The following is a 21,084-nucleotide window of genomic DNA, read 5'->3' as shown; positions in this document are numbered from 1 at the left end:
GGGATGTGTATTCATGTTACGCGATCCGCCCGGGTGTTCGCACACCCGGCCGGACCGCGGTGAAGAGAGAGTGAGTGACTACTCGCCCTTGTTCTTCTGGATGATCTCGTCGGCGACAGCCTTCGGGACCTCCGCGTAGCTCTCGAACGTCATCGAGTACACGGCACGACCAGAGGTCTTCGACCGGAGGTCGCCGATGTAACCGAACATCTCGGAGAGCGGCACGTTGGCACGGATGACCTTGACGCCGGTGGCGTCGTCCATGGACTGGATCTGTCCACGGCGCGAGTTGAGGTCTCCGATGACGTCGCCCATGTACTCCTCAGGAGTACGCACCTCGACCGCCATGAGCGGCTCGAGGAGGACGGGGTTGGCACGCGAGTAGGCCTCCTTGAGACCCATCGAGCCAGCGATCTTGAACGCCATCTCCGAGGAGTCGACGTCGTGCGCCGCACCATCGGTGATGATCGCCTTGACACCCACGACCGGGTAGCCGGCGAGGCCACCGACCTGCAGGGCGTCCTGGAAACCGGCGTCGATCGACGGGATGTACTCGCGCGGGATGCGACCACCGGTCACGGCGTTCACGAACTCGTAGGTCGTCTCCGGAGTGACGTCCATCGGCTCCAGATCGAACTGGATCTTCGCGAACTGACCCGAACCACCGGTCTGCTTCTTGTGCGTGTAGCCGTACTTCTCGACCTTGCGCTTGATGGTCTCGCGGTACGCGACCTGCGGCTTGCCGACGTTTGCCTCGACGTTGAACTCGCGCTTCATGCGGTCGACGAGGATGTCGAGGTGGAGCTCGCCCATGCCCTTGATGACCGTCTGGCCGGTCTCGGTGTTCTGCTCGGTGCGGAACGTCGGGTCCTCTTCGGCCAGCTTCTGGATCGCGGTGCCCAGCTTCTCCTGGTCGGCCTTGGTCTTCGGCTCGATCGCGACCTCGATGACGGGCTCCGGGAAGCTCATCGACTCGAGGACGACCTGGTTCTGCGGGTCGGAGAGGGTGTCACCGGTGGTGGTGTCCTTCAGGCCGATGACCGCGTAGATGTGACCGGCGGTGACGAAGTCGACCGGGTTCTCCTTGTTGGCGTGCATCTGGAAGATCTTCCCGATGCGCTCCTTCTTGCCCTTGGTCGAGTTGATGATCTGCGCACCGGAGTCGAGACGACCCGAGTAGACGCGGACGTACGTGAGGCGACCGAAGAACGGGTGCACCGCGACCTTGAACGCGAGCGCGGTGAAGGGCTCGGTCGAGTCGGGGTGACGCTCCACGACCTTCTCCTCGTCGCGCGCGTCGTGGGCCTCGATGGCCGGGACGTCGAGCGGGGAGGGGAGGTAGTCGATGACGGCGTCGAGCATCGGCTGGACGCCGCGGTTCTTGAACGCGGAGCCACAGAGGACCGGGTACATGGTGCTCGTGATGGTGAGGTGACGGATCGCGGCCTTGATCTCCGCGACGGTCAGCTCTTCGCCACCGAAGTACTTCTCCATGAGTGCGTCGTCGGTCTCGGCGACGGCCTCGAGGAGCGCGGTGCGGTACTCGGCCGCCTTCTCCTTGAGGTCTTCCGGGATCTCCTCGATGGCGTACTTGGCGCCCATCTCGACGTCACCCTTGGCGTCTCCGCGCCAGGTGAGTGCACGCATCTCGACGAGGTCGACGACGCCCTCGAAGTTGGACTCGGCACCGATCGGCAGCTGGATGACCAGTGGCTTCGCGCCGAGGCGGCTGATGATCGTGTCGACGGTGAAGTAGAAGTCGGCGCCGAGCTTGTCCATCTTGTTGACGAAGCAGATGCGCGGGACGTCGTACTTGTCGGCCTGACGCCAGACGGTCTCGGACTGGGGCTCGACGCCCTCCTTGCCGTCGAACACCGCGACCGCGCCGTCGAGGACGCGGAGCGAACGCTCGACCTCGACCGTGAAGTCGACGTGGCCGGGGGTGTCGATGATGTTGATCTGGTTCTTGTTCCAGAAACAGGTCGTCGCGGCGGACGTGATGGTGATGCCGCGCTCCTGCTCCTGCGCCATCCAGTCCATCGTCGACGCACCGTCGTGGGTCTCGCCGATCTTGTGGTTGACGCCCGTGTAGAACAGGATGCGCTCGGTGGTGGTGGTCTTGCCGGCATCGATGTGGGCCATGATGCCGATGTTGCGGACCTTGTTCAGGTCGGTGAGCACGTCTTGTGCCACGGGGTCCTCCGGGGATAGGTAGGGGTGAGCTGATTCACTCGGTGACGCGAGGGCGGGCGGATCGCCCGCCCTCGCATCGGGCGGCGACTACCAGCGGTAGTGCGCGAACGCCTTGTTCGACTCGGCCATCTTGTGCGTGTCTTCACGACGCTTGACGGCTGCACCGAGACCGTTCGATGCGTCGAGGATCTCGTTCTGGAGACGCTCGGTCATCGTCTTCTCGCGGCGGCCCTTCGCGTAGCTCACGAGCCAGCGCAGGGCGAGGGTGTTGGCGCGGTGAGGCTTGACCTCGACCGGCACCTGGTAGGTGGAACCACCGACGCGGCGCGAACGCACCTCGAGGGTCGGGCGGACGTTGTCGAGCGCCTTCTTGAGCGTGACGACGGCATCGCCCTGGTTCTTGGCGGTGACGCCTTCGAGTGCGTCGTAGACGATGCGCTCAGCGAGGCCCTTCTTGCCGTCCAGCAGGATCTTGTTGACGAGCTGGCTGACGATGGGGGCGCCGTAGACGGGATCGGCGACGACGGGACGCTTCGGAGCTGGACCCTTGCGAGGCATTACTTCTTCTCCATCTTCGCGCCGTAGCGGCTGCGAGCCTGCTTGCGGTTCTTGACGGCCTGCGTGTCGAGGGCGCCACGGACGATCTTGTAACGGACACCCGGGAGGTCCTTCACACGACCACCACGGACCAGGACCAGCGAGTGCTCCTGGAGGTTGTGGCCCTCACCGGGGATGTACGCGGTGACCTCGGTGCCGTTGCGCAGCTTCACGCGGGCGACCTTGCGCATCGCCGAGTTCGGCTTCTTCGGGGTGGTGGTGTACACGCGGGTGCACACGCCGGCCTGCTGGGGGTTGCTCTTCAGGGCGGGCGCCTTGGTCTTGACGACCTTGGGGCTGCGGCCCTTCCGAACCAACTGCTGAATGGTTGGCACTACTTGCTCCTTGATGATGACTGCACGGTGACAGTGGTACTGCAGCATTCGTGGACCGGTCTCCCGGATCACGAGGTCGTATGGACCCACCGGCGCCGCGCGAGTGCGCGTCGCTTTCATGGTGGGTATGCCGTGGGGGCGATCTTGCAACCGGGACCAGCCCGGCGGGGATCAACCCGATGGTGCAAGACTGCTGTCCACTCCCCCGAGCCAGGCTCCGGAGAACGTGGACAGCACGAGAGCGCACGACAGCGCGCACACCCAACCAACACTAGCCCGCCGACAGCCTGTGGTCAAACGATGACGGCCCCTGGGAGCATCGCTCCCAGAGGCCGTTCAGCTCGGCGTCTAAGGCGACGGGACGAAGGTCGCGCCCTCGTCGGTGAAGCCCTCGATCGTGCCGCCGACGACGAAGTCGACGGGGTTGATGCTGTAGCCCGGGCCGGTCTGGCCGGTGGCCGGGTCGGTCAGCGTGCAGGTCATCGACATGCGTCCGACGGTCTCGGAGTCGACGGTCCAGCCACCGCCCGAGAAGTCGCCGACCGTGAAGGTCGGGCGCGTGTCGAACTTCCAGGTCACGCCGGAGGGGGTGAAGCCGGTGTCGTTGCGGATCTCGAAGGGGCACCCCTCAGGGGCGAGCTCCGTCGCCGCACCGCAGCCGTCGATGTACGCGTTGACGGCCTCCTCGACGGCGGTCGTCCCGGCGTCGGTGAGGGCGACGGCGAGCGTCGCCGGTTCCGCAGCCTGACCGAAGCCCACGGCCGTCGTGGTCGTCGCCTCGGCGGTGTACCAGTCGCTCTCGCTGAGGGCGACGTCGTAGGTACCCGGCAGGGCGCGCAGCTGGTACGACCCCTCGGCGATCGGTTCGACGTCGGTGAGGTCGACGCCCCCGACCGTCGCGACCGCGTCCTCAGGGGCGACCACGTCGACCTGGACCGTGCTGAGTTCGGGAGCCTCGAGCTTCCACTTGTCGAAGAGCACGGCGTCCTTGCCGACCTTGGTGAGCGTGAACTCCTGGTCGACGCTCTCGCCACCCTGGGTGAGACGGGCCTGGACGGTCGCGGTGTTCCCGCTGGTCGTCGTCTTCCCGATCGTGTAACCGGAGACCTTGCCGGACGCCGCCTTGTACGCGTCGTCGGTGAGCAGCACGTCGGCCGCCGACACCTCGGTGCCGGAGAGCTTGAGCGCCTGCTCGGCGTCGCCCGACTTGAGGGCGTCGAGATAGCTCTTGACCGTCACCTCCGGGGCGTGGAGGGCGTTGCCGACGCTGACGCCGACGATGCCACCCACGATGATGAGGAGGAGGGCGCTGCCACCGGCGATGATGCCGGTGAGCCCCTTCTTCGAGAGCTTCTTCTTGGGCGGCTGCTGCCCTCCGCCGGACCCGCCCGCGCCCTGCGCGTACGGCGCCTGGCCGTACTGCTCGGTGGGCTGCTGGCCGTACTGCCCCGTGGGCTGCTGGCCGTACTGACCGGTGCCCTGCTGACCGAACTGCTCGGTCGGCTGCTGGCCGTACTGCGCGGTCTGACCGTATTGACCGGTCTGCTGACTGAACTGACCCGTCTGCTGGCTGTCCTGCCCGGGCGACTGCTCACCGTACTGGCCGGACTGCTGCCCGTACTGCCCTGACGGTTGGGTCGGCGACTGCCCGTATGGCGACTGCTGTCCGTACTGCCCCGTCTGCTGCTGGCCTGAGCCCGACTGCTGCGGACCGTTTCCCTGCCATCCCTGCTGCGGGTCGGGTTGAGCGGGCGGTCGCTGCCACTGGGGCTGCTGCGGGTTCTGATCTCCGGGATCGGTCATGGTGTTGCGCCCCCAATGAGCATGGATCGTGCTGATGACAAGTGCTCGAAAGTATAGTGACGGGTGTCGGACAGCACGATGGGGAGATCTCCCCTCCTGCGTTCGGGTGAGCCCCGACGGCTACCAGGGCGAGCTGGGCGAATCCAGCTCGAGCGCGAGGTCGTCGAGGAGCGCGGTGACCTGCGGTTCGACGTACCGCTCGACGGCGTCGTGGATGGCGAGGCGATGCCCGACCAGGAGTTCGCAGATGCGGCGCCCGGTCTCGTTCGCGCACTGGTCGGCGAGGGCGATCTCGGTACGCAGCGCCTCCTTCGCGTCGTCCGACAACGGCGGCGGTGGCGGGACGGTCCTCGCCTGGGATTCGCCGAGCTCCGCGAGGGTGAAGAGGTAGGGCTGCTCGGGATCCGGGTCGGGGTCGAGCTGCAGCCCGTCGAACTCCGGGTCGAGTCCCTCCCCCGGGCGGTAGGAGCGCTGCGCCTCGCGCAGGTCCGCCGCGCGCAGTTCGGCGCGGAGGACGGGGAGGTTCCGCTCGGTGTACTCGGCCACGGCATGGTCGACGAGGGCCTTCATCCGGGTGGCGAGGCCGTGCTGCACCTGGTGCGGGACGTCGTCGACGAGGCCGGCCGCTCGCAGGATCGGCGACCCGATGCACCGGCGGCAGATCCGGGTGCGTCCGCGGTGGGCGGCGGGGTGCCAGCGCGGCAACCACCGGAGCCAGGCGTCGACGGCCTGGCTCACGCTGGTCTCGAGCGAGCGCTCCATACTCACCGAGGGTAGTGCCTCGGCGGCCGCATCGGCCTCAGCGACCTCCGGCGGCGCGCTGGTCGCGTGCTGCTCGACGCGCGAGCGCACCGGACGGCTGCAGCCGGCTCACGAGACTGCGCTTCGCGCGGTAGCGGAACCGGCTCCGCTGGCGGGCGAACCAGCCGAGCGCTCCCTGTGCCCGTGACGCCTCGGCCTCCGACCGCTGCCACAGCTCGTCGGCCGTCGTGTAATCCACGTCACGACCGGAGAAGACGACATCGTCGGTCGTCCCCGCGAGCGCGGTGAGCGTGGTCGCGCCCTCCGGTTCCTGGGCACCGAGCATGGACGCCGTGGTCGACCGCGTGGCGGCCGGAGGCACCGTGTACCCGAGCTCGGCGTAGCGGTCGATCAGCTCGTCCCACGCACCGGCGGCGCTGCGGTCACCACTGCCCGCGCGGCGACGCCTCGTCCGCCGACGCTTCGCGCCGGAGATGGCGAGGAGCGGGATGACGTACAACGACACCGGGACACCCACGATCAGCGCGAGCCACCACACCCACTCCGGGATCACGAGTCCGTCGTTCTTGTCCTTGTCGTCGCCGTCGTCGATCGAGGCCTCGGTCAGGAGGCTGTCGTCGAGGTTGTCACTGCGCGGAGGCTGACGCACCTGCGGCTGCGGCTCGGTCTTGGGCTTCGGATCCTGGTCCTGCGGGATCTCGGTCTCATCGGGGGTCGGCGAGAACGCGACCCAGCCATAGCCCTCGAAGGGCACCTCGACCCACGCCGTCACGTCGTCCCCGACGACCTGCACGGAAGTCTGACCCTCGGTCACCTCGGGCGCGAAGCCCATGACGACCCGCGCGGGGTAGCCGAGCGAGCGGGCCATGAGGGCGAACGCCGAGGCGTACTGCTCCTCGTCGCCGACCATCGGTGTGCGGGTGAACAGCTCCGACATCCGGTCGGCGCCGTGGCCTGCCCGCGACGGAGAGCTGTCCGAGGCGAGCCCGTGGCTGAGGAACCCGGTCGTGCGGAGCGTCTGCTCGATCGCGCGCAGCTGCCCCATCGGCGTCGTCTCGGTGCCGACGAACTCCGAGGCCTTCGCGACGACGATGTCGGGGATGTTCGTGACGGGCGGCAGCTCGACCGCGGCCGTCGGGGTCGTGGCGAGGGTCGTCTCGCTCGGGACCGCTTGCGTCGTGGTCTGCTCCTCGTACCCGTCGCCCGCCCCGAGGCCGGAGGTGATCACGGCCGCCCCGCTCTCGGCGTTGTAGCGGATGTCCTCGGATCGATCCGCGGCCTTGCCGTCGAGGGTGAGCGCGCTCGGGTACCCGACACCGGGCACCCAGATGTCGTCGTAACCGGTGATGTCGATCGACACCCTTCGGTCGGTACCAGGCGTCATGAGCTGCGGTCCGGGAAGGTGGTCGCCGACGAGCTCGAAGGCACCCGAGCCGTCGGTCGCCGTGGACGGCCCTGAGACGGTCCACAGCCGCCCGTCGTAGCTGTCCATGGCCGCGAGGCGGATCCGATCCCCCGGCTTGAGCCCGGTGGCGGTGAAGAGCTTCGTCTCGGCGAGGTCCTTCGTGTACTCGCGGAACCCGGCGAGCGGGCTGGGGTACTTCAGCGGGTCGAACGGCGGCGTGACGACCTCGCGGAGGACGAACCGGGAGTCCGTGGGCGGCGAGGCGACCACGGCCGCGCCGCCACCGACGACGACCGCGACGGCGGCGAGCACGACCGTGCCGATGATCTTCTTGCGACGGAGGACGGCGGTGGTCGACGCTGCAGCGTTCTCACCACGGCCGGCACCCGGCCGCCACCCGAGCCACAGGAGGGCGATCAGCGCGAACGCGATCCCGCGGACGGCCGCCAGGAAGGGCGTCTGCGTGCCGAGCAGGACACCGAGCGCGTACAGCACGGTCGGGCCGACGAGCAGGATGGCGCAGCGCACGGCGACCTGCGGACGGCGCGGCAGCCATCGGACGGCGAGCACGGCGGAGACGACCCCGACGAGCATCCCCGCGACGTAGGGCAGGGTCATGATGTAGGCGGGCGCGCTCAGCGGGGTCTGCAGGGTGACGAAGTCCTTCCACCCGAACACCGCCCCGATACTGATGCCACCGAGAGTCCGCAGGTTCGGGAGGACCGCGAACGTCGCGACCGACGGCATCGCCAGGGCACTGCCGAAGACGGAGAAGACGAGGACGGTCGAGAGGCCGGTCAGGAGGGCGTTCAGCCGGAGGGCGTGGGAGGCGACACCGACCGCCATGCCGAGCGCGAGACCGCCGAGGCCGGCGAGGAGGAACCCGGTGCCACTGAGCGCCGCACCGAAGCCGAGCAGGCCGAGGGCCGCGAGGACGAAGACGACCGCGAGGTCGATCCAGGAGCGGCCGGGCAACGGCCACGGCGCGACGAAGGTCGGGACGATGCCCTGGACGTCGACGTCCGCGGCCGAGCCGGCGGGAACGCGTCCAGGACGCACGGTCGTGCGCTCGTCGACCCCGCTCACAGGGCCCTCGACATGACCTTGGCGAGGTCGCTCAGGGCCCCGACCGTCATGACGTTCATCCCGGCGACGTCCTTGATGCCGGCCCGTGCACCGCGTTCGACGCGGATGCCGAACACGTTGACGTCGGGACCGAAGAGGCGCTGGATGCCCCGGTACTCCTGCGCCTCGAGTCGCGAACCGGCGACGATGATGACGACGCTCGGCGCGGGAAGACGCTTCGTGGTCTCCCGGGCGAAGGTGCGCGGGGTGTCGAAGGTGCCCTCGGCGAGCTGCAGCCGGCAGCTGTCGTCGAGGAAGGAGGTCACGGTGTGGGTCCGCAATGCGAGCCGATCGGTCACGACGCTGATCGGGACCTGGTCGAGGATCACCTGGGTCGCGATCGACGCGGTGAGCGACACCGCCAACTCGAACTCGTCCTCGTCGTCGGCGTAGTAGCGGGAGTCGGTCGTCATCACCATGGTGAGCTGCGACCGCCGCGTCTCCTCGAACTGCCGCACCATGAGCTGGCCCGTCTTCGCGGAGGACTTCCAGTGGATGTAGCGGCGGTCGTCGCCGGGGACGTACCCGCGGAGCGCGTGGAAGGAGATGTCGTTGTTCGTGATGGTCTTCGTGACGAGGCCCTCCAGGTCGCGGATGAGACCGGCGGCCGTCGGGTGGAGGCGCGTGGTCTCGGGATGCACGAAGAGCTCGACCGGTTCCGTCCAGCGCACCTCGCGGCGCAACAGACCGAGCTGGTCGCCACGGACCGACACGGCGGGACCGGCCGGGATGACGGCTCGCCGGTTCGTCGGGACGGCGAACAGTTCCTCGTGCTCGCCGTCCTTCGGGATCGCCGGGATCGCGAACTCCGCGAGGCCGTAGCCCACGGGCACCTCGAGGCGCGTGGGCGTCGTGGCGCGGTTACCCGGGTTGGCGATGAGGACCTGCCCGATCGCGCGCTCCCCGACGGTGACCCGGCTGGGGTTCAAGTGGATGGAGATGCGGAAGGTCGACCGCCCGAAGAGGTAGGCGACGGAGGCCAGCAACGCGGCCAACGGCACGAAGCCGAGGAAGACGAGCTCCGCCCACCCCAGGATGAAGCCGGCGACCGTCGCGATGACGCCGATCGTCAGGACGACCCACCCGAGGCCGCTGACCACGGCGAGCACGGGCTGCGCTGCCGTCCAGGCGACCCGGGCCCACGGCACGACGACGGCACCGATGCCGTCGACGAGACCGCGGACTGCGTTCGGCCGTCGAGCCGGGATCGGTGCACCGTCGGTGTGCGCATCGGGGCCGTCGGTGCCCGCCTCGACAGGCGCGCCGACCGACGCCGTGCGGACCGGGTCGGTTCCGTCCGGCGCGGTGGCGGCGCGCTGCTCGAGGGTCTCGCTCATGCGGCGCGGTAGGCCGGCGGAGCGATACTGACGAGGACCCGGGCGACGACGTCCTGCGCGGTCACGCCGGCGAAGTCGGACTCGGGGTCGATGATGATGCGGTGCGCGAGGACGGCCTGCGCGAGGTCGTTGACGTCGTCGGGGGTGACGTAGGTGCGGCCCTGCGAGATCGCCCAGGTCTTGACGGCACGCACGAGCGCCAAGGCACCACGCATGCTCACGCCGAGCGCGACGTCCTGGTCGTCCCGCGTCGCCGCGACGACGTCGGCGACGTACTCGAGGATGCTGCCGTCGACGTGCACCTCGGTCGCGAGCTGCGCCATGGTGATGACCGCACTGGACGCGATGATCGGCTGCACCTTCGTCGCACGCGCTCGGTTGGACGCGTCGAGGAGCAGGTTCACCGAGGTCTGGCGGTCCGGGTAGCCGAGCGTCGTCTTGATGAGGAAGCGGTCGAGCTGCGCCTCGGGCAGCTTGTACGTGCCGGCCTGCTCGATCGGGTTCTGCGTCGCGATGACCATGAAGGGCTGGCCGGCCTCGTAGCTCGTGCCGTCGATCGTGACGATGCCCTCCTCCATGACCTCGAGGAGTGCCGACTGCGTCTTCGGCGAAGCACGGTTGATCTCGTCCGCGAGCACGATGGAGGCGAAGATCGGTCCCTTGTGGAACTCGAAGATCCCCTTGCCCTGGTCGTAGATCGTCACACCGGTGACGTCGGACGGCAGGAGGTCGGGCGTGAACTGGATCCGCGAGCTCGTGCCGTCGAGCGTGTTCGCGAGGGCCTTGGCGAGCACGGTCTTGCCGGTGCCCGGGTAGTCCTCGAGGAGCACGTGGCCCTCCGAGAGCATGGCCGTGACGACGAGCTTGATGACGTGCTCCTTGCCGAGGATGGCCTGCTCGACGTTGCCGACGAGCTTGCCGAACGCGTCGGCGAACCAGGTGGCCTGTTCCTGCGTGACAGTCATAGGGGTGTTGGGTGCTTTCTCATGGGGTGGATTTCGGAACGGTGGTCACCAGTCGGTGCCGTTGGTCTGCGCGACGTCCCAGCTCTTGCCATCGGACAGACGCGTGAACTTCACGTACAGGGAGAAGTTGGTCTTGCCGTAGAGGCGAGTGAACTGCGCGCTCCCGCTCGCACCGATGTTCTGGCCGTCGAGCGTGCTGACGACGGATCCGTTCTCGTAGAGGTCGAGACGGTAGCTACCTGGTTCGAAGTCGTTCCAGTTCACGACGACCCGGTAACACCCGGGACGTCCATCGCTCGGGCAGGTGACCGGACCGGCACCGCGGCTGATGGAGCCGGTCGGATTCTTCGGCGGCGGGTCGTTCACCGTGACCTGGACCGGCCCGGCCTCGGGACCGGTACCGCCCGGCCCAGTCGCGGAGACGTAGAGCTGGTAGGTGCCGGACGGGACCTGGCCCTGCATCACCTTGGTGCCCGTGGATTCGCCGGAGTACACCGCACTCGAGCCCTTCATCACCCGCCATGTGTACGAATCGACGCGGCCGCCGGTGTCCGCCGGGGCCGACCACCGCATCGTCAGCGTCGACGGAGCATCACCGGACGAGTCGATCGAGGGGTTCTGCGGCGCGCTCGGCACGCCGTAGGCGGTCGCGGTCTTCGTCTCGGAGTTCGCACTGTTGCCGACCGAGTTGGTGGCATAGGCGCTGAACGTGTAGGACTGACCGTTCGTGACGTCGAAGGAGCAGTCGTTGCCCGGAACGCATTGCCGGTCGGTGCCTCCGCTCCAACTCACCGAGTGCGACTGGATCGGCGCGCCATTGCTCGCCGGTGAACCGCCGACCACGACGACGATCTTGCCGCTCTTCGCGCTCTTGACCGCGATGGTCGGCGGATCGGGGACGTCCTTCACGACGACCGTGATGCGGCCCTGGACCTTCCGGTTCGGGTCGTTCGTCGCGTCCTGGACCGTGTAGATGACGCTCACGGTCCCGCTCTTCGACGAACCGGGGGTGACCGTCACCGTGCCACCGGAGAAGGTCGCCGTCGCTCCACCGGCCGGCGCGCTCTCCACGGTGGCGTCGACGATCTTGAGCGGGGTGTCGGGGAACGGGTTGTAGTCGTTGGTGAGCACACTGATCGACTCGGCCTTGTTCTTCCGGCCCTCTTCGACGCGGTCGTCGATCGCCCGTGGGAGTGGGCGGGTCGAGGACACGACCTGCACCTGCACCGATCCGGGGATCGAGTACTCCTTGTAGGTCACCGTGAAGTTCAACGTCGCCGACGTCCCCGGCTGCGTGCCCTGCGGCGCGGAGACCGACAACTGCGAGCCGGACAAGGAGCCCTGGATACCGGCTGTGGTTCCGGTGAGCCCCTGGTACGACAACGCAGCCAGGATCTTCGGGTTCGGATGGTCGCTCGAGGCGCGGAGGTCGACGACGATCGCCGCTTCACCCGCCTCGACAGGGATCGTCACCGGCGTGAACGTCGGTGGCACGTCCTCGAGGTCCGGATCGCCCACCGTGATCGGCAGCGTGAGCAGCTTGCTCTCACGGCCGTCCGTCGCCTCGAAGCTCACCGAGGCCGGGCCGCGGTAGTCCTTCGCCGGAGTGAAGGTGATCGTGGCGTCGTCGACGTAGCTCGAGGTGCCGTTGCCACGGAAGTTGACGACGCTGCCCTCGGAGGCGATCGTGACGGGCTTGCCTGACGGCGCCTCGGTGATGTCCGAGAGCTTCCAGGTGCGGGTCTCGTTGACCTTCACGATCTGCTCGGGCAGCGGACTCTTCATCCGCGGTGGCTCGCCGTCGGTCGCCGCCGGCACGATGATGAACGCGGCACCACTCAGCGTCGTGACCGGGTCCGTCAGCCGGTAGGCGATCGCCTGGCGCCGGTCGGTGAGGGTCACCCGGATGGTGCCACCGTCGCGGACCTCACCGGAGGCGGCGTTCACACCTTCGAGGCTCGGCTGGAGATCGTCGATCAGACCGCCGGGGTTCTGCGCGCCGTCGAGCACGTCGATGTCGATCGTCTTCTTGCCGACGATGTCGGCGTCCTCCAGCACGTGGTCGTCGGCCTCGGGGAACTGCGGCTTCGCGTCCTTCGTGACTTTGACCTGGATGTAGGCGCTGTCGATACCGCCCTTGCCGTTGGTGATCTGGTATCGGACGGTGAAGAACGCCTCCTCCTCCGGCACTTCGATGACGACGCGGCTCTTGCTGACTTCGGCGGTGAGGCCGTCGTCCACCGAGAGCAGCTTCGGTGCGAGCTTGAGCGTGTACCCGTTCGGGTCGGAGTCGTTCGAGAGCACCGGGACGGAAGCGACCTTGCCCGGCAGGACCTCGATGTAGTCGTCGACCGCGTTCGGTTGGCCGTCGACCTCGGGGCGCCCGATGACCCCGATCTTGATGGTGCCGACCGCGACCGCCCCGTAGGTGTCCTTGACCCGGTACTGGAAGGTGTCGGTGCCGGAGGAGTCCGGAGCCGCCTCGTAGACGAACCAGGTACTCCCCTGCTCGATGACGCGACCGAGCAGCGGTGCCGAGGCGATGTCGTCGACGACGACGGAGTCGCCGTTCGGGTCCAGGCCGTCGAGCGGGACGTCCACGCGGACCGTCGCGCCGGCGAACACGCGCGACGTCAGCAGCTGCGGTACGGGCGGCTGGTTGTTCTTCTTGTCCTCACCGACCACGTTGAAGGTGACCGTCGCGGTGTCCGCCTCGCCGAAGGTGTCGTACACGCGGTACGTGGTCGTATAGGTGCCGGGTTCTGACGGAGCCTGGAAACGGACCTCGTCGTCGTCGACGAAGGCGAGTCCAGCAGTCGGCACGTCGACCAGCTCACGGTCGACGAGCATGACGGCGGCGTCGGGGTGGTAGTCGTTCTCGAGCACCGCGACGTTCGCGATGTCGCCCGCACGGACGACGACCGCGTCGTCGGTCGCAACCGGCGCCTGATGCTTCGGGAGCGGTGGCACGGGGACGACCGTCACGGCCGCCGTCGCCGACGAAGTGCCGTCGGACACGACGTAGGTGAACTGCAACTGCCGTTCGATCGGCGCCGAGGATGAGACGCGGATGACCGCACTGTCGAGGACCTCGACCGACAACGAGGTCGACTCGTCGGGGATGGAGACGGACTGCACGGCGAGCACCTGCCCGCCCGGCGACTCGTCGTTGGCGAGCACCGGGATGGTGATCGTCTCGTTCGGACGCAGGTAGCCCTCGTCCTTGACGGCGACCGGTGGCAGCACGTCGGTGGGCTTCTCGAGGACGTCGACGCGGATGAGTCCGATGCTCGAGGCGATGCCGGCACCGAGCGTGTACTTCAGGTAGTAGGTACCCGGCTCGTTCGAGGACACGGTGACGGACTGCTTCTCAAGGCTCGGCGAGGAGACGAGCCCGCCCTGCAACGCCTCGACACCGATGAGGCCGAGGGGCGCACCGCTCGGCGACTGGTCGTTCGCGAGCGGGAGGACCTGCGCGGACTCGCCGACGAAGGTCGAGACGAAGTCCGGGGTACCGATCGGGCTCAAGGCACCGGCGGGCTGCACGTCGACCTTGAGTGTCCCCTCAGCCGATGTGACCCCGTCGGACACGACGAACTTGACGTCGCGGGGGCCCATCTCAGGCGACGCGTGCGTGAACGTGACGAAGCCGTCCGGGGTGAACCGGACGAGGTCGCCGGACGCCGGCGACGCCGACTGCAGGAAGATGTCGTCGCCGTCGGGATCACGCCAGTCGGCGAGCACGTTGTACGTGACCGTCTGGCCGGCTTCGACCGACACGGCGGCCTCGCGATGGGACGTCGGCGGCTCGTTGACCTCGGGCGGCTTGATGGCGATGCTCACGACCGCATCGGCCACACCGCCCGGGCGGCCGTCGCTGACCGAGTAGCGGAACGACGTCGTCCCGGCGACGAAGCCTTCCGCCGGGGTGAACTGGAGCGCCCGGCCGCCGTCGATGTACTCCAGCTTGCCCGTCTCGGCCGCGACGTCGGTCGTGTTCTGGATCGTCAGGACATCGCCGTCAGGGTCGGAATCGTTGTCGAGCAGCGGCAGGACCGTCGCGCGGCCGGGACGGACACCGAACGCGTCGTCGCGGGCGATGGGCGGACGGTTCTGCTCGGTGCGCTCTGCCAGCGTGTCCTCGAAGGACTGCTCCGATGCCTTCTCATCGCCGTCCTCACCGTCCTCCTCCTGCGGAGGCGTCACCTCGTCCCAGTTGTCGACGAGGCGCATGTTCGCCTGCACGAGCCAGGAGTTGCCGGTCTGGATGTTGTTCAGGGCGATCACCGAGCGGTTCACCCGGAAGACGAGCTGCTGCCCGATGGTCTCCGGGTTGATGTCCTCGATGACGGGCTTCTTGTCGGCGCACTCCGCGGCGTACCGACTGGAGGAGGCCCAGGCTCCGTGCATGCAACCGTCGAGGTTGACCGGGGCAGTGACCTCCGCCGCACTCGTCGCAGCGGTGACGACGTCGGCGTCGAGCACCTCCGGGTCGCCGCCGCCGAGTGGGACGCGGACGAGCGAGTCACCGGTCGCGATGACGGCGGCGTCGTCCGATGCCGACGGCTCCTGGATCTTCAGCGGCTTGCCCGGCAGCTCGACGACGGAGCCGTCCTGCTTCACGAGGTCGCCGGACTTCACATCGAGGATGACCGCCTGCTCACCGGCCGCACTCAACTGGTAGTCGTCGAGCTTCGGGAGCTTCGACTCGGTCTTCGTGCCGTCGGGCAGGATGCGGTAGAGGATCCCCTTGGCAGGCGCGACCGCGAGGATGGTGCCGGTCGAGGTGACGACTGCCTGGCCGGCCTTGCCGATGGAGACGATCGGCTTGGTCTCCGTGGGGTCGAAGCGGAGCTCCCCCGCAGCATCGACGGACCAGAGCTTGCCGGTCTCCCCCGCGACGACCGAGAGTCGGTCGCCGCCGTAGTGCACCGTCGCGCCGGTCGGCAACGAGACGCGCTGGATGAGGCTCGTGAAGGCCGGGTCGATGCGTTCGAGCGAGGACAGCGCCTTGTCCTGGAGGAAGACGTCGTCGCCGTCCTGCAGCACGTCGGCGTTGTTGGAGGCTGTGGACACCGCTCCGTCGAGTTCGGAGATCTGATCGTTGAGCCGCCCCGCGAGGAGCGACTCGCCGTTGGTCACCCAGACGTCGCGGGACTCGAGGTCCACCTCAGTGACCGGGAAGCCCTGGTGGATGAGCGCGGCGGTCACCGGTACGGCGACGAGGACCGACAGGGCCGTGATGGACGCCGCGGTCTTGCGCTTGCGCAGCCAGGCGCTCCAGTTGCTCACGATCCCCCAGGTGATGTTCGGTCAAGCCGCGGTCGACTTCCCGCGCTGCAAACGCGGAGTCACTCTAACAAACAAGTGCCGTGTGGAAAACGGTTGCGGGGGTCAACCGTGAGTCGGCTGTCCCCCGCCGACATCCGCCTGATCGGCATGGTCGAGGAGCGGGAGGTCGCTGGTGTCCACGAGCCGGGTCGAGACCGCGTACTCGACCAGCCGCGCACGACGGCCGGTCGCGAGTTTCCCCGGCCCGCCGCGCAGCCCCTGGACGCCGAACTTGTCGAGCTTGTCGCAGACGTTGTCGAGCTTGCGGTTGAAGGTGGTCTGGCTCCAGCCGAGGCGGGCGGCAGCGGCGGCGGACGCCGGGATCTCGCCGCGGCCGGGCGACGCCTGGCGCAGGACGTCCTCGGCCAGCGCGACGATGAGGAGGCGCTGGCTGCTCGTCAGGTGGATCGGCCCGACCGTCGTGGTCCCGGCGGTGGTCGTCGAGAGCTGCGACGGACTGAAGTACTCGAGGTCCGAGGTGATCGTGAAGTCGTAGGTCGTCGTCCCGGCACTGAACAGCACCTGCAGCTCGGGGAACACGATCGGAAGCCGCGCACCGGGCGCGAGCCAGGCCTGCACGTTGCCGGTCGTGTCCGTCACCGTCGCGGAGAGGGTGTTCCCGATGTTCGTGAGCCACCACAGTCCGGCGTCGAAGGTCACGCTGAGGAAGGTGCGGTGCAGGAAAGGGTTCTCGTCGACGACGAGGTCGCCCTCGCGCCCGATCAGGAACGGCTTGCGTGCGTCGACGGCGTACTCCTCGCCGCAGAACTCGACGCGCACCGCCGCCTTCGTCGTCGTCGCCGTGTCCGTCGCCTCGTCCGTGGTCATCGTCTGGTCCCCCTGTGGTCGGTCATCGTCCCGCTCCCGCTACTGCTGCGAGCACATCTCGAGTGGATCGGGTGAGGTGACGCCGCCTCGGACGATCACCACCTCGATGCACAGCTGCGCGCCCGGAGCGCTCGGCTTCAGGTCGACCGCGTAGGTCGAGGTCGGAACCTTCGGCGAGTTCTTGCCACTGCTCGTCACCTGGTAGATGTACGTGTCGCCGTCCTGCGGGTCCGGGTTGTCCCAGATGAACGTGACGACGCTGCCGTCCTCGCTGATGTTCACCCCGAACGCCTTCGGTGAAGGTACGTCGCTCAGTTGGATCGGCGCCCCGGTCGCGGCGGCCGTCGGCTTCGGGTCGGCGGCCGCTCCCTGCCAGATGATCCCGGCCGCGATCCCGCCGACCGCGAGGACCGCGACGCCACCCGCGACGAGGAGGCGGGTCAGTCGGCGACGTCCGGCTCGTCCGGCCTCATCGGCATCGGGGTCCTCCGTGGGAACCGCAGCCGCGGTCTCGAGGCGGTCGCGCCGGATCGTCTCGGAGGGCACTGCTGCAGCTCCGACGGCGATCGGGGCCGACGGCTGGATCGGTTGGACGAGCGGACCGGCCGAGCGCACGACCGTCTCGTCTCCGATCGACGGCTGCACACTCGGCACGCCGGGTCGTGGCTGGGCTTCGACCGTCGGGACCTGCCGGACCCGCGTCTCGTCCGACGCGCTGCTGGACGTGTCCGGTCGGGGAGCATGCGACTGCGGCTGTACGAGGTTCGGGATGTCGATGGGCGTCGGCGCGTAGGCGAGCTCCATCTCGACCCGCTGCAGCGCCCGCGCGAAGTCGACGGCGCTCTCGAAGCGGTTTGCACGGTCCTTCGCGAGGCCCTTCTGCAGCGTCGCGACGAGGGACGCCGGTGCGTCGTCGCGCCCGAGCGGGGTGACGGTCCCGCGCTCGATCCGGCTGATGAGATCGGCCGCGCCGTTCGACTGCCCGGGGATCTCGAACGGCGTCCGCCCGGCGAGCAGGGTGTAGACCGTCGCGGCCAGGGAGAACACGTCGGACCGGACGTCGGGGTGCGGCTCGTCCTCGAACATCTCGGGCGGCGACCAGGGGATGGAGAGACCCACCGTCTGGGTACCCGAGGCGCCCGTCGAGCCGACGTCGCCCGGCCGCCCGGGGCCGGCCGTCGACGGCACCTCGAGTTCGACGGCCTGCGAGATGCCGAAGTCGGTCAGCGCCGGCCAGCCGTACGCGTTCGTGAGCACGTTGGCCGGCTTGATGTCGCGGTGGAGGATGCCGGCCGCGTGGGCGGTCGCCACCGCACTGGCCAGGCGGACGCCCGTCCGTAGCGCGTCGGCGACGGCGAACCGCCGCAGCTTCGCCTGCTCGGCGAGGCTCGGCCCCGCGCAGTACTCCATCGCGAGGTACGGCCGGCCGTCCGGGGCGACGTCCGCCGTGTAGATCGTGACGATGTACGGGTGCGCGGACAGCTGCGCCATGAGGTTCGCCTCGGCGACGAAGGCCTCGCGGGTCTGCTCGCTGAGGTGCTCGGCGAGGAGGACCTTGACGGCGACCTGACGCCTCGGCAACTGCTGCTCGTACAGGAAGACGTCGGAGAACCCGCCGGCTCCGAGCTGTCGTTCGAACCGCAGCCCGGGGATGGCCGGCGGTTGCGAGGGTGAACGGCGCACGTCAGCCCTCTCGGACGCGCAGCGCGACGCCGCCGCCGAGGTCGATGACGGTCCCGACGATCACCGGTGTCGGCTCCCCCGGTCGGAGGGACTGCGGCGCCTGACCGGGCAGGACGACCTGCGTGCCGTTCCGCGAGTGGAGGTCGGTGACGACGACCGTGCCGCCCTCGACCGCGACGCGCACGTGGCTCCGCGAGATGTCGTCTCCCGTGAGCGTGACGAGCGTCGGGACGACTGACGCCGGGACCTGCGAGACGCTCGGCGCCCGGCCGAGCACGACGGGCGAGGCGAGCGACTGGCGAGTGCCGCCGGGGAGTTCGAGGTACGTGAGCGGCGTGGCCGACGGGGTGCTCGACCGAGCAGGCGGGGTCTCGGCCGCGCGACGCGCACGCAGTGCGGCGAGATCCTCGGCGAGGATCGTGTGGCCGTCGTGGTCGCCGAGGTCCGATGGTCCGGCTGCTGCGGGTTCCGGCGCGGCGGCTGCGGTGGCGGCCGCCTGCTGGTGGGCCGACGCCTCGGCCGCCGCGCGTTCGGCGTCGCCGGCCTCGTCGACCGCCGCTGCACCGACCGGACGGAGCACGGTCTGGCCGAACAGGAAGTCGTAGCCCTCGTCGACGGGCTCCTCCGGGGTCGACGGGGTCTCGTCCGGGTCGTCCTCGTCGTGGAAGAACTGGGTGTCGGAGACGGACGGCACGACGTGGAGTGGCTGAACGGGCTCGACGTGCGCCACCGGGGTCGCCTCATCGCCGGCCGTCCCGTCGTCCGCGTCGTCCGAGGTCGCCGCGGATGCAGCGGGCTCGGCGGGGGCCGGGACGGGCGGGGCCGCGAGCTGCTCCGCCGCGGTCGGCGCGCTCGTGGACTCGGACGGCCGGCGCTCGTCGCTGGTCGGAGTGGCGAGGGAAGCCGTGGCCTCCTCGTCGAGGGTCGCCGTGATGGAGGTCGTCCAGACGGCTCCCGACCCGAGCGGGAGGCGCACGCCGGACGGGTTCGGCTGGTCGCTCCGGAGCGTGACGCTCACCGCGTCCGCGTGGTGTTCCTCGACCCAGGTGGTCGCGCGGGCGCCCAGGACCGTCTCGGTCCCGGCGGCGCTCGTCACGACGGCGGCCGCGAGCCCGCGAACGATGACCGTCGCGCCCGATTCGTCCCAGACGGCCGCGGCGAACGCGGGCGTGTTCGAGAGACCGCCGGCCGCGAGGCGGTCGACGATCAGCGACAGCGACGCGTCGCCCGGGAGGTCTGCGGCGAATGCGGCAGCGGCGGTGTCGTCGCCCTGGGCGTCGACCAGCACCAGTCTGCCGGGCCCCGCCACAGCGAGCCAACGGCGGACCTCGGCCGGTTCCATTTCGTACGAGTACACGGCCACTCCTCTAGCCTCGCGGCATCGTCTCTTCAAGATACCCGAGACCACCCGCGTCATCGTAGCCGGGGCCGCTGGACATCAGCGAGGTCGACACGACGTCGACGACGAGCGCGGTCACGTTGTCCCGTCCACCGGCGGCCAGCGCGAGCTCCACGAGGCGGTCTGCGGCTCCTTCGAAGCCCTGCGACAGGACTTCGGCGATCCGCTCGTCGGACAGCTCGCCGGTGAGCCCGTCCGAACACAGCAGGAAGCGCTGCCGCCCGGCGACGGGGAGGAGCCAGACGTCCGGGTCGATGCCGGCCTCGACGCCGATCGCCTTCGTCACGATGTTGCGGTCGGGGTGTTCGCGCGCCTCCGCCTCCGTGATGGAACCGGCGTCGACGAGTTCCTGGACGGCCGAGTGGTCGACGGTGATCCGACGGAGTGCGCCGTCGGCCCAGGTGTAGACGCGGGAGTCCCCCACGTTGAACACCATCCAGTGGAGGTCGGTCTGCGGCGACAGCGCCACGAGCGCGAGGCCCGCGACGGTCGTGCCGATGACCCCGTTCGGTGTGGGGATGCTGCGGATGACCGCGTTGGCGGCGACGATCGTGGTCACGACCGCCTCGGTCGTCGTCGGCATGCCGATCGGGATGCCGCGTTCGAGCGCCGCCGCGACCTCACGGCTCGCGACCTCGCCGCGTTCATGCCCGCCCATGCCGTCCGCGACCACGAAGGCGGGCGCGCCGGCGTAGAACGCGTCCTCGTTCAGGCGTCGGACCAGCCCGGTGTCGGTCCGGCCCTCGCTGCGCAGGATGTGCGTCGACCGCGCGGTCTCGATCGTCGTCATCCCGTGCCTCCGAACGTCGCGGGCAGTTCGGGGACTGCTCCCGGCCAGCTACCGTAGCGCGACTCGAGGTCGGCGAGCTTCAGCGAGACCGACTGTCCCGAGTACGGGATGGCCGAGACACCGATCTGTGCGAGAGCCGCTGTGACGGCGGCCTGGTCACGACCCGCACCGGTGACGCCCAACGTCACGTAGCGTTCCGGAGACTCCTCACCCTGAGACCAGACCTGTCCGAGAACGAAGTCGAGGAGGGCCGCGTCTCGTGTCTCGCCGTCTCCCGCCGCGATCTCCGCGGTGAACGCCTCGTCGAGTTCCACGTTGACCGAGAGGTACCCCCCTGGATCCGTCGTTCGCTCGCGCGATGCGAGCAGCCACACCGTCGATGGCTTGGATCGCCTCCACCGACTCGTCTACGGACCGGACCGGACCGGACGGGGACGGATCGCCGGCCGGTGGGCGCTGAGCGCTCGGGATGAACGTGCACCCGGCGAGGAGTCCGCTCAGGAGCACCGATGCGATGAGCGACGCCATCGT

14 protein-coding genes are annotated in these 21,084 nt (G+C 69.1%); all 14 read right to left on the bottom strand.

Features of this window, described 5'->3' with window-relative positions:
- Positions 1-78 precede the first annotated feature (78 nt).
- Positions 79-2,193 (bottom strand): elongation factor G, encoded by a 2,115-nt coding sequence (gene fusA / locus B9Y95_RS00635; RefSeq protein WP_079705261.1) that lies wholly within the window; start codon positions 2,191-2,193, stop codon positions 79-81.
- A gap of 87 nt (positions 2,194-2,280) precedes the next feature.
- A complete protein-coding gene (gene rpsG / locus B9Y95_RS00630) occupies positions 2,281-2,751 on the bottom strand; it encodes a 30S ribosomal protein S7 (protein WP_064296707.1) in 471 nt (156 codons plus the stop codon).
- On the bottom strand, positions 2,751-3,125 hold the full coding sequence (gene rpsL, locus B9Y95_RS00625) for a 30S ribosomal protein S12 (RefSeq protein WP_056008169.1): 375 nt from the start codon (positions 3,123-3,125) through the stop codon (positions 2,751-2,753). Before rpsL ends, rpsG begins: the two co-directional genes overlap by 1 nt.
- Positions 3,126-3,473: 348 nt before the next feature.
- Complete coding sequence (locus tag B9Y95_RS00620; RefSeq protein WP_085510247.1) at positions 3,474-4,928, bottom strand: hypothetical protein; 1,455 nt, start codon at positions 4,926-4,928, stop codon at positions 3,474-3,476.
- Between the two features lie 120 nt (positions 4,929-5,048).
- Positions 5,049-5,690 carry a spermidine/putrescine ABC transporter substrate-binding protein gene (locus B9Y95_RS00615; RefSeq protein ID WP_085511008.1) on the bottom strand — a complete coding sequence of 214 codons (642 nt, stop codon included), beginning with the start codon at positions 5,688-5,690 and terminating at the stop codon, positions 5,049-5,051.
- Positions 5,691-5,727: 37 nt separating this feature from the next.
- The gene (locus tag B9Y95_RS00610; RefSeq protein ID WP_085510246.1) at positions 5,728-8,181 is read right to left on the bottom strand and encodes a transglutaminase-like domain-containing protein; all 2,454 of its coding nucleotides are present in this window, start codon (positions 8,179-8,181) and stop codon (positions 5,728-5,730) included.
- Positions 8,178-9,557 carry a DUF58 domain-containing protein gene (locus B9Y95_RS00605; RefSeq protein ID WP_085510245.1) on the bottom strand — a complete coding sequence of 460 codons (1,380 nt, stop codon included), beginning with the start codon at positions 9,555-9,557 and terminating at the stop codon, positions 8,178-8,180. The genes B9Y95_RS00610 and B9Y95_RS00605 overlap by 4 nt, the downstream gene beginning before the upstream one ends.
- Positions 9,554-10,522, bottom strand: coding sequence for an AAA family ATPase (locus tag B9Y95_RS00600; protein ID WP_085510244.1), 969 nt, complete (start codon positions 10,520-10,522; stop codon positions 9,554-9,556). Before B9Y95_RS00600 ends, B9Y95_RS00605 begins: the two co-directional genes overlap by 4 nt.
- 45 nt (positions 10,523-10,567) lie before the next feature.
- Positions 10,568-15,814 carry an Ig-like domain-containing protein gene (locus B9Y95_RS00595; RefSeq protein WP_085510243.1) on the bottom strand — a complete coding sequence of 1,749 codons (5,247 nt, stop codon included), beginning with the start codon at positions 15,812-15,814 and terminating at the stop codon, positions 10,568-10,570.
- 102 nt (positions 15,815-15,916) lie between these two features.
- Positions 15,917-16,681 carry a hypothetical protein gene (locus B9Y95_RS00590; protein ID WP_085510242.1) on the bottom strand — a complete coding sequence of 255 codons (765 nt, stop codon included), beginning with the start codon at positions 16,679-16,681 and terminating at the stop codon, positions 15,917-15,919.
- Positions 16,682-16,720: 39 nt separating this feature from the next.
- A complete protein-coding gene (locus B9Y95_RS00585; RefSeq protein ID WP_085510241.1) occupies positions 16,721-18,364 on the bottom strand; it encodes a serine/threonine-protein kinase in 1,644 nt (547 codons plus the stop codon).
- Position 18,365: 1 nt separating this feature from the next.
- On the bottom strand, positions 18,366-19,721 hold the full coding sequence (locus tag B9Y95_RS00580) for an FHA domain-containing protein (protein WP_143736286.1): 1,356 nt from the start codon (positions 19,719-19,721) through the stop codon (positions 18,366-18,368).
- A gap of 10 nt (positions 19,722-19,731) precedes the next feature.
- Complete coding sequence (locus tag B9Y95_RS00575; protein ID WP_085510239.1) at positions 19,732-20,553, bottom strand: PP2C family protein-serine/threonine phosphatase; 822 nt, start codon at positions 20,551-20,553, stop codon at positions 19,732-19,734.
- The gene (locus tag B9Y95_RS00570) at positions 20,550-20,927 is read right to left on the bottom strand and encodes a hypothetical protein (protein ID WP_085510238.1); all 378 of its coding nucleotides are present in this window, start codon (positions 20,925-20,927) and stop codon (positions 20,550-20,552) included. Before B9Y95_RS00570 ends, B9Y95_RS00575 begins: the two co-directional genes overlap by 4 nt.
- Positions 20,928-21,084 lie beyond the last annotated feature (157 nt).

Origin of the sequence: Plantibacter flavus (genome assembly GCF_900177615.1) — a bacterium.
In the GTDB taxonomy this organism is placed as follows: domain Bacteria; phylum Actinomycetota; class Actinomycetes; order Actinomycetales; family Microbacteriaceae; genus Plantibacter; species Plantibacter flavus.
The sequence above is the reverse complement of the archived record's forward strand: the minus strand, read 5'-3'. Positions and strand labels throughout refer to the sequence as shown.

Bases quoted from the DNA above. Each gene is read 5' to 3' on its own strand.
- B9Y95_RS00620 (WP_085510247.1), bottom strand. From the start codon at position 4,928: ATGACCGATCCCGGAGATCAGAACCCGCAGCAGCCCCAGTGGCAGCGA.
- B9Y95_RS00575 (WP_085510239.1), bottom strand. From the start codon at position 20,553: ATGACGACGATCGAGACCGCGCGGTCGACGCACATCCTGCGCAGCGAG.
- B9Y95_RS00605 (WP_085510245.1), bottom strand. From the start codon at position 9,557: ATGAGCGAGACCCTCGAGCAGCGCGCCGCCACCGCGCCGGACGGAACC.
- B9Y95_RS00600 (WP_085510244.1), bottom strand. From the start codon at position 10,522: ATGACTGTCACGCAGGAACAGGCCACCTGGTTCGCCGACGCGTTCGGC.
- B9Y95_RS00590 (WP_085510242.1), bottom strand. From the start codon at position 16,681: ATGACCACGGACGAGGCGACGGACACGGCGACGACGACGAAGGCGGCG.
- rpsG (WP_064296707.1), bottom strand. From the start codon at position 2,751: ATGCCTCGCAAGGGTCCAGCTCCGAAGCGTCCCGTCGTCGCCGATCCC.
- B9Y95_RS00615 (WP_085511008.1), bottom strand. From the start codon at position 5,690: ATGGAGCGCTCGCTCGAGACCAGCGTGAGCCAGGCCGTCGACGCCTGG.